The sequence below is a fragment of the Vibrio sp. 10N.239.312.D08 genome (genome assembly GCF_041466145.1).
GTDB lineage: Bacteria > Pseudomonadota > Gammaproteobacteria > Enterobacterales > Vibrionaceae > Vibrio > Vibrio crassostreae_C.
This window is the reverse complement of sequence record NZ_JBFSSD010000001.1, coordinates 167,183-180,463: the sequence shown is the minus strand read 5'-3', so window position 1 is coordinate 180,463 and position 13,281 is coordinate 167,183. Positions and strand designations below refer to the sequence as shown.

The following is a 13,281-nucleotide window of genomic DNA, read 5'->3' as shown; positions in this document are numbered from 1 at the left end:
CGATGAATATCCAAAATCACACAAATTTAAACACCTAAACCAACCCAACAAGACATTTACAGCTGCATAGTAAATGATCAAGGAACTACTAATGAAAAATACAATCAACTCTAAAGCACTACGTTCTTTACAAGAGAAGGTAAACATCTTCCTAGGTTACACTTCAACACTTGTGTTACCGCTTAACATGCCTACTGGCAAAAATACCTTTGATGCCAATAGACTCAACAGCTTGCACAATGAAGCTGCCGAGTATGGTAATTTCGATGAAACAAGCTATGAGTGTTTGAAAAAAATTGCCTCAATTATCATTTGTGAATCTCAAATGATAAATCGCTGGGGCATGGTACACAGCGAAATGGCAAAAGTTGTTAAAGCGTATTTTGATGATGGTGCTAAAGATAAGTACAAGACAGTCATTGAGTTTGTAGATTCGCGTGAAAAACAACAAGCAATAATTGAAACAAGTCAGAAGCCTGACTTCAACATTCCATCAAATGAGCCTCAATATTTCTTGGAGCTATTTAAAGCAGGTAACCGAGACGGTTACCGTAGCGAATGGAAACAAATTATTGAAACGCTTGAATGCGCTAACCTTAACGAACGCGGCACAGAAATCGTAAATGAAGTAATTGGTTGTTACTCAGACAACTTGGACTTTATGATCGGTTCTGCCATTAGCGGCGACCGTGAAGTTATTGAATTCTTCCAAGAAGTTTGTCCAATAACCACACCGTAATTAACCTCATTAAACCTCAGTCATATGACTGGGGTTTTTTTTTGCTTTGAATTTTGCGAACGTACATTACCTGTTCACACTATGCACAAGCCAAGTTACAATACCTTATCCCTCCTAAGCCAAATTGCCCCGAGAGCACACAATGACACAAATTAAAGACTATAAAGAATTACGCGCGATCCTTCAGGAAGCTATCAACCAAAACGGAGTGGTCATCCCATTGTCACACCGAACCGAGAAGGGCCTTGAGTTTTTTAAGGCTACCAATGGTGTTCTCTATACAACAATGGCACTATCGAAAGACGGTTCGGGTATTCTAACTAGATCTAACATTCGCCCAAAGGCGCCATTTGTTGAAATTGATGGTGAGCAACCGTTAATGCTCGAAGAAGAACGCACAACAACACTTGAACCGAACGTGGAAGCACTACTAAATTACTTCCAGAACACATTGTTAGCTTTTAAGAACCCGAACAAACAGTAGTATGCAGCCAGCGTTTCACCAAGAACCTCTTACAGCCGAAATGATAAAAAACTGCCAATCATCAGCGGAATTAAAGGATGCCATAAACTACATAGTGCAAACTAACATGGCGAAGAAGCAGGCATTAGACCTACTTAGTCAGATTTCAGTAAAAGCGAAAAGGCTAGGGCAGGCACAACTAATACACCAGTGTTTAGAATTAAAAGCACGATACTAAAAAGGCGCTCCTGAGAGCGCCTTTGGAATAACCAAGTTAAGATCTAATTCTCCAAACCTACCCAAGTCTGCATAGATGTACCCCAACGATAAGCACCGTCGAACTTACTATCAATTACGCCCTTAGACTTCACAAATACCACTGTACCCGAATCTTTACCGGAGTAAGTATTCAGAGCTGTGTTTAAACTACCGTCACCGACAGCAGATTTTAATGCATTCACAAAGCTTGTAGCGCTACCAGTGTTAATATTCACTGCAAACATATCTCGATCAGTCATGTTTGATACCTTAGACATGAACTGTGAAGATGCGTAGTCAGATGTTGAGAACGATTCAGTTAAATACTCTTTCGTTTCGTAGTCACGGAATATCACCTGAATCTGGCCGCTTGGTGCAGATCTGCGATCCGATTCAAGACTGTAACGACAATTAGTTGAGTCGTTATCGCCACAAGCTACAGCCCGCACATAACGCAAATCATCAGGCGAATCTATCCAAGGAAAATCCAGTGTGAACCCTGCATTATCATCCTGGGGAGCGTGCACTGCGAATGGTATAACCGTACCTTGAGGGTTTATATCAACGGTAAAAGAGTTACTCGAACCTGGAGCTAGAACTTGATTTTGGTACTTAACAACAGTTTCTGGTGAGTTAACCGTATTTACAACCATCTCATGCGGGCCCTCAACCAAATTATTTTCACCTGATGCTAGAGGCGGGATTTCTACGGAAACAATGTAGTTATCATCGCCATCAAGGATAGGCTCATTGGTTGGTATAAGCGTGAATTCTTGGGTTAAATAATCGTCTTTATCACTCGGGATTACCTGAATATCGAAGTCACCTAGTGTGACTAGGTTGCCATTAGCATTAACTGCAGTAATCTCAATATCTTCATATAAACCAAGATTATCATTAGTGGGTGTCATAACAAATCGAGAGTTGGCATCGTCATATCTAATCCAAGAAGGAGCGTTAGCGACGGTAATTGATGGCTTAGTAAAACCGTTGCTAAATGTACCTGCGAATTCAATATTTTCTATGTATTGCTGACCTGCAATCATATGTGATGGGAGGTCAACATTTAAACCAGATGCTTGTACATTCATTGTCACAATGCCATCAGCTTCAATCCCACTGCTATCTGTTACTCGATAGGAATAAGAAATCACGCCGTTCTTATCTGGATGAGGCTGGTAGTCGAAACTACACGGTGGAATAAAAGTAACATGACCATTAGCAGGCTGATTAACTAGCTGACAGGTATGACTGTCATCTGTATTACCATCTGTCCACGCGCCATTAACTCGAGTTACCTTACCCTGGTCAACATTTAAGTTGAAATCTTCAGGGATGGGTGGGTGTAGCTCTTGGATAGAATGGTACCGCACATCACTTTGAGACCAGTTGATAAAACCAAATCGACCGGGTTTAACCGCGTCTGTCTCGACATCAAAAATAACCTGACCATCGACCGAAGCGATGATTCGACCGGGCTTTAATTGAACTTGAAAATCATAATATGTATTGTGGGTCCAACCTCGGCTGCGATCACGCGCCAATAAAGTGGATTTAGAAGTGTTAGCCTCATGGATTCCCCAACCAATATTTTTCAAGTCATCTAAAGTGCCATGAGAGTGAATGAGAGAAAAACCTTTCAGAGCGTCGCCTTGATCGGCACTCTTCCAGTCAAATATGATAAAGTCATTCGGTGTGTAACTCACAACAAATCCAATGTAATCGTCGTCCGTACTCGTTTCTACGCGGATGTCCCCTCTAAAGACTCGATAATCATAAGACTCTGTAGAGACATAGGCCGTCGGGTGACCATTAATTGATTGATAAACAGAATGTCGGTCACTAGATAAGGACCATGTACCATTAGCTGCGGCACCTTCTTGAACCCAAGAACCGAGATCAACCATTGCTGCATTTGCACTAAACGACATTGCTGCAGATACAGCTAATGCTAGGGTTATACGCACAAATATTCCCTCAATGTGAGTGAGATAATAGATTTAATGTGGAGATAGTTCACAATATACATCTTGTACGATTAAACATCAATATTACCACTACTTATTGAAGTCGATCTCCATTGCAAAAAAGAGTAATATTAAATAGCAATTTCCATCTTTTTAAAATGTAACATCTCTTCTGCAAGCTGACTGTTACCTTAGTTGAATAACAATGACTGACAAAAATAAACAATGGCAGGCGGCTATTCCGTCAATTGGGCCTACTCATATTGACCTTAATTTAGGTAGCATTATGATCGGACCAACAACATCAATTGGATTTGAACAAATCAGAGGGCAGGGTCTGTTCAGCCTCAAAATTGATAACAATACCAAGTTAGCATCATCGATTTCGGAAGCTAGCAACGGACTCCACCTCTACTTAGTTGACGTAGCAACTTTGAAAGCTAATAACAAAGTTGCCGAAATGCATCTAAATAAGGCTCAAATAGAAATTCTCAAAGATAGAATTGATCACCAATTGTCAGAATACGCTCCATAACAGGATTATTTATGAGATTGCAAAATAAACATGTAAGGATTACTGTCCTCGCATCCATTCTAGCGGGAGCGTCTACCTTGGCGTTTGCTAATGACACTAAATCAGTCGATACAATTGATCACACGAAAAAAGTCACCATAGACAACAAAACACAAATTGGCCTCGCTCTACAAGAAATGGTGACCGACTACGCCGACAACCCGGCGCCCGGCTTAATTACTGGTGAACTATATTCAATTCAAGGTAACCTTGCCGTTGGACCTCAAGCCGTCAACTTTACTCTGAATGCAAATTCAAACGCACCAGTAATACTCAATGGTTCTACGACTGTTTCACCTGGTCAAACGGTTACCTTTACTTCAGTGATTGACGACGATGGCCGTCTAAGAATCCCTTTTAAAGCAACGAACAACGCTGAGTCGAAGTTTGACTATGTAGTGCGTATACCTCAATAGGTCTCTTCGCTCGATAAAGTACCAGAACTAGTTGTCGGTGATGCAAGCTTAAACGAAGGAAACAGTGACAACAAAAACGTTAACGTAACAATCTCAATGGATGTTAACTACGGAAAGCCTGTCACTTTTGAGTACATTACCAATGATAACGACACGGCAAGTATCGCTGGTGAAGCTAGAAACTTAGCGTATGAATTATGGAAATCCGTTTATCTCAATCGTTGACAATCCAAACGGTGGGCGCTTAGTTCTAGATGGTGGTATCCAAAAATATATAATAATTCCGATGGCTTAGGTGGTACTTGGCTTTATATGTGCAACGTAAGGGACTGGATCAAAACCGATAACTTTGGCAACGGCGTTTTATTACTAGGTGATAAACCTGCTAGTCATGGTGGTAACTACAGAGTAAAAGATTACAGCGGCGTTGCAGGCTTTGGTAGTTCATTCACAACATGGGCAACTAACAATGGCATACCAATATCTATCAAAGATGTAGATAACTATGGCGGGGTCGGAAATGCGAACATTACTCTAGCTGAACTTAAAAATTACCAAGCAGTGATAGGTATGGGATCAGAAACTTGGTCCTCAAACGCTTTTACTCAATCAACAATCTCAGCGTTTGGTGATTACTCTAAAAGTGGGGTTGGCATTATGCTTATCATCGATCACGACGTTTTTCAGGGTTCAGTCAATCAGATCGCATCTAATTTTAACCTTCGATTCTGGGGTAATGTAAATAGATCTCCGGTGCTGGTTTCGGATCTTATTGCACGATATGGAAATCACCCTTTATGGGATTGGCTAACCGTAGTGCCTGCGGGTGGTTCTGAAGGGAACGTTGATATCAGTGCCGTTGATTTCAGTCAAATTGACTATGAAGGTGTTGGCGGAAAAGTAACCTTCGCTCCCGGTGAAACAAGCATTAAAATTTATGGCGACACAATCAAAGAACAAAACGAGCGCTTCAGCGTGAATGCTGAAAACATCGTAAATCCGAACCCTCGAGACACTCAAGGCATTGTTACAGTTTAAATGACAATTAGATAGGAATTTTATCCAAATGAATAGAAAACAGATCTTCACAGTCTTACTTTTAATCTTTACTAGTAAAGTCTTAGCGAACGTTCACTACATTGAAACGAATGGTGAAAATAAAAGGTTCAAAGAAGGGGTTAACTTTCTTCCTAACCATTCAGGTTTAAGACTTCATCTAATTTCAGGCCTAGATCGTCGCGTGGTTGTAGACATTACATCCGAAAGCGGAACTAACTCATACGACCTAGGAGTTGTCGGAATAAGAGACTCACTGGAGGTAAATGGTGAAAAATTTTACGGGAAAACCCTCGAAATTGGACACCTAGTTCAAAATGCCTACACCATAAATGTCACTCAACTTGACACACAGGGCAACACTATAAGTGCAACTGTGCAGCAATTAACCGTTGATGAAGAACCTCCAACTTTAGGAAACATTTTCTGGAATAGCTTTGCATATAAATTGAGTAACGTACCTAACAATCAATGGTTAGGGGACTTCGAAGTTTGGAACTGGGGTGCATCCAATGTAAACGACCAATTATCTGGTATAGATAAAATCATAGTCTACGCAACAAATAGAGGAGAAACCACACCTCTACAATCGCCCATTGAAATGGCATACAATCAGGTATCTAAAGAGGCAAGGCAGGGCGGAGCCCCTAATATATTTCCGACCTACGAACGAGATTACACGATTCATATCGATGCCTACGACAAAGCGGGGAATATAGGTAAAACAACTAGAGATATCACTTGGACTGGCCCGGGTTACCTGCCAGAATTAGTGGGCATCAATGACGGAACATATTCTGGGAATTTTCTACCCGGTTCACCATACACCGGATACAAGGCATATACACCCGGTATGGAGGTTGGAAACTACAATTTCAAATTGGTATATCGAATGCCATATGAATGGGCTAATCCTGCAAATCCCGGCAGACTTTACAGCTATTGGGGTCAATACAATACTACCGAATATGTTAAAGATGGGTACGCCTACTTTCATGTACAAACCGTGTATTCAAAGGGTGACCCGAGAACGCACGAAATTACAATTGGCCGTCATGATCGCTGGGTATCTCACTTCCTATATCACGATTTAAATCTAGCCCCACATCTAGCAAAGCAACCTGTCGCAGTAAAACAAGAATACTTCGTTAATGGAGTAGGGTGGGTTAACTACGGGCACCATATGTTAGGGTTGGCGAATCAGAATGATAAACCAACTCAATTTAGAGTTACCGCAGAACCCAGACCATATATCCAAAGAGTGTTCATACAAGAGCACGGTGCCGGAGGTGGGTATTCCAACTGCGTCATCCCGGTAAATGGTACAACCTGCCAAGCATCACTACCTACTCAATACGTTGACTGGAAAGGTGCTAATCCTGCAATACCTAATGATCAAATTCTTATTCGTCATTTTTGGATGAACAAAATCGTAAAAGATGATTTCAGGGATTTGAAAAGTTCTAATCTAGGAGGTATGAATTTTACCATCGACAAGACAGTACCTAGGGTGACTAAATCGTTAAAGAAACCATATTCGAACGAGTATCAAATTTATGCTTTAAAGGACTTTTCAGGTGAGGACTGGAACAGGGTTCAGATGTCTAAGGTCGGACTTAGAATAACTGACACTTCAAACAAGACAATCGATGTTTGGGTAGACGGTAACAAAGGACAATTCAGCTTGAATGGTAAAGTCGTTCCTCTAGGCGGCGCATTTATGGACGAATCAATACCGCTACCACAACTGGAAAACGGGTTATACAACATAGAACTAATGGCTCAGGATACTGCTTGGAATATAACCACGGTAGATTTAGGTCATATCCAGTACGAAACAGAAAACCCAATTATTGAACTGGGAACAATTGAGAACATACCGCTACAAAATGCCTCGATAACAAAGTTAGATCAGATATTATTTAGCGTAAATGATGCCAATGATTACTTAATAGAGTCCGTCCTACTTACTGGCGGAGCTGCTAACGATGAATTTGAACTAAAACTGGTTGCAACTGGAAATGACAATTATAGAGTTGAAACTCCAAGAGTCTTTCCTACATTGATTGAAAATGAATGGTACACGTTAACTGTTGCAGCGGTTGATGATTTCGGTAACCGAACCATTGCTAATAGTAAGTTCAAGTACATACCAGAAAACATCATCACTTTGGGGTCCCTCATAACATTACCGGTGAGTGTCCCACTCCTTAAACATGATGATAGTCCGGTTACATCGTTAACCTTCAACCCTATGACAGTCGAAGGCGGGCAAATGGCATCAGGTATACATGACTATTACCTAACAGTTAGGAGTGATTCAAAGCTCCCTATTTCAGTTGACGGCGTATCTATTAGTCCAGGCGAAACAAAACTTCTTTCGGTTGATTTTGGTGAAGGGGATAGGCCAGTTACCATTCCTGTAGCAACCAGCAGTTCTATAATTGCCACATCAGATATAATGGTGGAAATCCCGAAATTAAGTTCGAAATATGAGTGATTATATGACCACTCATTTGCCACAATAAAGCGATTCAATAGAGCAAAAAAAGCAACGCTTTTGACACTAAGCGTTGCTTTAAAAAATAGAATAAATCATTGTTACTTAGAAGTCGCAGCAATAGCGATAAACAAGGAAGAAAACACCGAAGAAGTAATAAGGGATTTTTTAATGATACCAGTGATCGAGCCAATCAAACTTAGAAGACCAAACCGGTCACTCGAATTTGCCGAAGGATTCAAATATTCATGGAACTCTAACGTTGGAGCATTCCAAAAGTAAATGAAAAAACACAATTAGCAGATTATCTAAGAAAGCAACCTCAAGTTTAAGCACTTTGAGAGGAAATAATAGTAATGCCTCAGATAATCACACTTATCCGAATCACTTTATTATTGATTTCTCAAGCACTAAAGCAGTCCTTATTGGGCAAGGGCTGTGCAGGAACAATAAAGTCTGCCCGTTGAAAGACAGCGAGTGACAATTGAGTTTGTCCGTAAGGTGTAAGTCATATCCAGATCAACTGAGGGTATTGGCTTAACAGCCATCAACACTCTACCAACTGAAACAATGAGTTGTACGCTACGGGCAAACTTTATTGTCTCAACACAAGGGCTTAGTGAGTATTAAATCCTACACCTTTGTACCAGATAACTGTAATTATCTGGGTAAGCATAATAGGTCCATTATCATGTTCGATTACAAAAATCTCGATGATCTGGTTAACCCAAACCTGTCAATCACTGCAGCAAAAAACTACAAATCGAAAGCTACAAAGATGTTCTACCTCTATGGTTTTATTCTCACTGTAGTCTGTTCTCTAAGCGGCGCTCACGCTATTGGGAGTTTGATTGTTGAAGAACTGGATAAGTTCACTACGACGACTGCAGCACCCATTGCATTCCTTATTTTCTTTCTAATAGATCGAATCTTTTACTGGTCTAAAAAATACATTAGATACCATTACACTCGTTTGCCCGAGGCACAGTTTTTTCTACGGAAGCAATGGAATGTGTCGAAGTAAGATCGATAACAGTCTTGAAAAAGCTAAGCCAATCACCAGTGAACATTTTGAAAAACAAAATAGAGTTACAAATATTCACTACATAGCGGAATGTAATTATGCCGTCGGCTATCTAGCAAAGTAATATGAACACAGGTTTGTTAGTTGTAAGACATTAGTCTGATGTTCACATCCTGACTCCCGTTCACAGCATGAACACTGAAGCAGAAGCTTTTTCTCACAGGAATGTATATGAAAACAAAACTACAGAAAATAAACGCCCTACCTCCAGTTGACCGCGAAAACGCCCATAGAAAGTACGCTAACATCAATTCTGCGTTTAAAACATTAGTCGGATATAGGTTACCCATGCCATTTGCAGTCGGAATTGGTCAAGAACTTCAACAGAGAATGAGGCACGACGGATTTGGTGCCAACCATTCAAGAAGAGCGATCAACAGGCTAGTCTCTAGCCGTCGCTACCTACAAGCGATAATCGATAGTGATAATAGGTACAATTTAGATGGCTCAATCGCAGAAGCAGTTACAGATGAACAACGCACTCACGCAGTGAAGCAATTATGTATAAAGTAAAAGAAACAAAGTGCCCTCACCTATTAATCAGAAAATCATTCTAGCTTGTGATTTTTTGCTATAGAATAATTTCACCTTGCAGAGTAAACATACCTCAAAATTAATTATGAAATACAAAGATCTAGGAATTATAACTGGACTCATCATCATTGTTGGTTTCACAATGAAAGATAAATTAAACGACAATTATTTTCCTGACGGCTTGCTTGATCCTGACAAACCACCAATGAGCGGAAATCAAGTAATTCACCCAGAACTACAAGGTTTGGAGCAATTGACTGTTGAAGAAATTGAAATGTGCCTACGCATACAACATGACCTTACCACTCTAGACTCGGAGGTGGCGGCGAACAGAAAAACCCTAAACTACTATAGCGATAAACTTGATAAAATAAGAACACCAAGTAAAGATGCAATTTCTGCTTACAACGCTATGGTCAATAAAGCTAGGAAAACCACTCAATTGCAGAACAACATAACCGAACAATGGAATAATGAATGTTCCAACAAATACTATAGTGAATTTGATTATCACCAAGCCGATTGGGTTTCACCTGAAGACTTGTACAAAACAACAACTAAATAGAAAACCATAAAGGTACTTGCATCCGCGAACCAACCAAACGGAAGCCATATTCGCTCTCAAGGTGCCTTTCGCGATGCCAATAAAGCTTTACCCTTAATGAACTCGTAAATAGGCTCGAACTTTGTCAAACCATTAATGGTTCTATTGTTGCTCAGAACGCCACAATCTCTAGGGCATTACAAGAAATCATAACCTTACTACTTATTAACCCCGAAAACAGAGTTCGTAGACTCAACAACAATTATCGATATAGACGAGGAGTAGACATCAAATGAGTCAGCATGTAATTAATTGGCAAGCGGAAGATGAACCAAAAAAATTGCTAGTATTCATGTTTGGATGGGATCATCGGCTTTCCCAACTGTTCACCCAATATCACATAGAAGAAGTTATTGTAGATAGCGAAGGTACCCAACACTTTGAAGCCGTAGATGGTTCACTTTTTGAAAATAACCTAACTATCAAGCCTAGTTTTATAGCATCCAACAAACGTTCGGTTACAGAAATCATAAGAAACAATATACAAACCCTTTTCGTAGAATCAGGTATTGCTTTGTCCCTGGACGCCATAAACACAATAGACATCATTTGCAAAAGAATGATCGAAGATGCAACAACTCCAAAATACCGACTTCGTAAAGAAAATTACGTAATCTAAAAATAGGGAGCCAATTGGCTCCCTATTACATTCCTAATTATATTTAGAGGTCAATTGAGGTATATCGAACATCAATGATGCCCTGCCTTCTAATTCTGTGGCCGGATAAACCTCGATGTTTAATGCATCTCCAGAGTCGCCCAAATCAACTTGAATTGGTTTAGTCTCACCAGGAGCAACGGTAACCTCGCCTCCAGCCAATACTAGAATAACACTAATCTCAGAGTCAGTTCGGTTTGTAATGTACGCATTCTGGGCACCTGTTGCCAACATACCCTCATCAATTTGCAATGGAGCCCTACTAAAGATCTTAGCTAATGGTGAATCATCTTCATCATACAACCTCACAGCAATGCCTAAATAACTCTGAACATCCATTTCTATTAAGTTTTGAGGCATGTACTTAAATGTAATGGTCTCACTCGAAGAGTTCTGATACTCATCTGCAGCACTCACTTCTAACGAATAAGACTCACCATCTAAGAGCGTTGGGAAGATTTTTGGTTGTTCAAATGAATAAACGCCATCGCCATGATCAATGATCCCTAAAAATACATTTTCATTGGAACTAGAGCCAAACAAACGACCAGATGTAACCACTGCATCGCTCGAATCAGCCAGAATGAATCGAATATTACGAATATCTTCGATCGTGTCCGGTAAAGGACCATCATCGTATTCAATAGCAATATCAGGAGAAGTGTTATCCACCTTAAAGCTAACCTGTTGCTGACTAGAACCAACGTTGCCATACGAATCTGTAGCCACTACAGTAACTTCGTACTCACCATCATCTACTTTTGATACATCGAAAATATCTTCACGATTCTGAATATCTAATTGAGTAGTTTTAGATGGTGATAGTCGATATGTACTTTGATCTGTCTTAGAGCTTATTTCAGCCTCTACCTTGCTGATCACCCACATGTGGTCGCGCCAATCACTAACCGTGTCCGGGTCATAAGACTTGGAAATAATGCTTTTAGTTTCCGTCGAAGACTCAACACTTTTCACTTGAGGAGGGGTCATATCCCAATATGTTAGGATGTAGCCATAGTGAATACTCAGACCGCCAGAATCTCTGTCTAAGTAGACAGCTTTAGGAGAGTAACCGCGACCACTTGAATATGAAATATTCGTTGCTGAGTCACAGTAAGTCTGACCAGGTTCGATGTAACACGTTGGTATAGAGCTTCCCCAAGCTTTTTGTCGGTACGATCGAGCTTCAGTTGAGTGTCGAACGGCTGTAATAGTATATGGCTTATTAAATCGTGCTGAATTGCTCTTAACCCAATCATCTCCATGTTCAGGCAAGTTTGTTTTGTACCAGACACTGTGAGCAACAGGCGCTTTATCTACTCCATTCGCAAAAGAATATTTGAAGCTGCTTAGTGACTGACGGTGACAAATTTCACCGGCTCTAGTATAGAAGTAAAAGTACGAATAATCTTGAGGGATCGGCATCGTTCGTTCGTAGTAAGCTGTAGAACCATTTGTATAGCTAACATTATGACCACTTACCCAACCATAAGGTGAATTGGCGCCGTTCTCAAAGGTTGAAGTATCACGACCCCATCGCATTTTAACTGGGTTTGCGTGAATAGTCATATTGGCCACATATGGTTCCCACTGATTCGTGCTGACGTTGAATACTTCAATACTTGGCGGTGGTGGGCATTGGTTGTCTATATGGCTGTTACGTTGGATAGAGCTCTTGTTACCAGCCTTATCAAACACATCAAAACCAATCGTATACAAATCTTGATTTGGGGCCACATTAGGATGAGCTGCTTGAGAAGTGGCTATTGTAGCATTACCCGCAAATTCACCATCTGTATTTAATCGAGCCCCTAGCACAGAACGGTCATTTTTATCCGCTGATAGACGTTCAGGGGTAGATATAAAATATTCTACGTGAGAAAGACCAGATCGATCTTCAGTCAGTGAATTTAATCGCAGTTCTAGACTACTATCTGAATACGAGAACTGATCAATGTTTCCGTATGACCATCCATTACGAATCCATGTAATATCAGTATCATTAATGACTGGTGGAACAACATCCCGCGTCAAGTCATAAGAATCAGTAGCTATCAGTGAACCGTTCAACGAAAGTGTATCAATTTCAATGGTATGATCACCATCCACTATTAGCTTGGATAGGGAGACAGTTTTACCATAAAACTCTTTGCCACCCTTATTGATACGGTCATTGGTGTTTATCACGGAAGTTGTGATTTCTTCTATTATTGAACCGCCACGCTTGAGTTTAACGTTCAGCTTGCGATCTAGTCCTGATGCTATATACAGATCAACGCCACCAGCATTGTTGATATAAACATTAGAAAAGTTGCTAACTAACTCTGACTCGTTATTGGTGGATGTAAACTCAACAAATTCTAAACCTGCGCTGGCATGTGTTGCAACGCAAGACAATAAGAGAGCGACTGAGGTTTTCTTAAACACC

11 protein-coding genes are annotated in these 13,281 nt (G+C 40.4%); 9 read left to right on the top strand and 2 right to left on the bottom strand.

Features of this window, described 5'->3' with window-relative positions:
• Positions 1-91: 91 nt before the first annotated feature.
• Both AB6D58_RS00855 and AB6D58_RS00850 read left to right on the top strand, forming a co-directional pair.
• Positions 92-739, top strand: coding sequence for a hypothetical protein (locus AB6D58_RS00855; protein WP_372156142.1), 648 nt, complete (start codon positions 92-94; stop codon positions 737-739).
• Positions 740-881: 142 nt separating this feature from the next.
• Positions 882-1,223, top strand: coding sequence for a hypothetical protein (locus AB6D58_RS00850; RefSeq protein WP_372156141.1), 342 nt, complete (start codon positions 882-884; stop codon positions 1,221-1,223).
• A 260-nt stretch (positions 1,224-1,483) separates the two neighbouring features.
• Here the strand turns inward: AB6D58_RS00850 and AB6D58_RS00845 are convergent, their stop codons facing one another.
• Positions 1,484-3,427, bottom strand: a complete 1,944-nt coding sequence (locus tag AB6D58_RS00845; protein WP_372156139.1) for an Ig-like domain-containing protein — start codon at positions 3,425-3,427, stop codon at positions 1,484-1,486.
• Positions 3,428-3,632: 205 nt separating this feature from the next.
• Here AB6D58_RS00845 and AB6D58_RS00840 point away from each other — a divergent pair, with 205 nt between their 5' ends.
• The 7 genes from AB6D58_RS00840 (at position 3,633) to AB6D58_RS00810 (ending at position 10,814) form a co-directional block, all read left to right on the top strand.
• Positions 3,633-3,962 carry a hypothetical protein gene (locus AB6D58_RS00840; protein WP_372156137.1) on the top strand — a complete coding sequence of 110 codons (330 nt, stop codon included), beginning with the start codon at positions 3,633-3,635 and terminating at the stop codon, positions 3,960-3,962.
• Positions 3,963-3,973: 11 nt separating this feature from the next.
• Positions 3,974-4,417 carry a hypothetical protein gene (locus AB6D58_RS00835; protein WP_372156135.1) on the top strand — a complete coding sequence of 148 codons (444 nt, stop codon included), beginning with the start codon at positions 3,974-3,976 and terminating at the stop codon, positions 4,415-4,417.
• A 312-nt stretch (positions 4,418-4,729) separates the two neighbouring features.
• On the top strand, positions 4,730-5,455 hold the full coding sequence (locus tag AB6D58_RS00830) for a hypothetical protein (protein ID WP_372156134.1): 726 nt from the start codon (positions 4,730-4,732) through the stop codon (positions 5,453-5,455).
• 28 nt (positions 5,456-5,483) lie between these two features.
• Positions 5,484-7,973 (top strand): Ig-like domain-containing protein, encoded by a 2,490-nt coding sequence (locus AB6D58_RS00825; protein WP_372156132.1) that lies wholly within the window; start codon positions 5,484-5,486, stop codon positions 7,971-7,973.
• Between the two features lie 1,255 nt (positions 7,974-9,228).
• Entirely contained in the window at positions 9,229-9,570 is a 342-nt protein-coding gene (locus AB6D58_RS00820; RefSeq protein ID WP_372156130.1) for a ProQ/FINO family protein, read from the top strand.
• Between the two features lie 163 nt (positions 9,571-9,733).
• Positions 9,734-10,156 carry a hypothetical protein gene (locus tag AB6D58_RS00815; RefSeq protein WP_372156128.1) on the top strand — a complete coding sequence of 141 codons (423 nt, stop codon included), beginning with the start codon at positions 9,734-9,736 and terminating at the stop codon, positions 10,154-10,156.
• A 271-nt stretch (positions 10,157-10,427) separates the two neighbouring features.
• Positions 10,428-10,814: a hypothetical protein gene (locus AB6D58_RS00810; RefSeq protein ID WP_372156126.1), complete on the top strand. Its 387-nt coding sequence runs from the start codon at positions 10,428-10,430 to the stop codon at positions 10,812-10,814.
• A gap of 33 nt (positions 10,815-10,847) precedes the next feature.
• Here AB6D58_RS00810 and AB6D58_RS00805 read toward each other — a convergent pair whose 3' ends face one another.
• On the bottom strand, positions 10,848-13,280 hold the full coding sequence (locus AB6D58_RS00805; protein WP_372156125.1) for an Ig-like domain-containing protein: 2,433 nt from the start codon (positions 13,278-13,280) through the stop codon (positions 10,848-10,850).
• Between the last annotated feature and the right edge of the window lies 1 nt (position 13,281).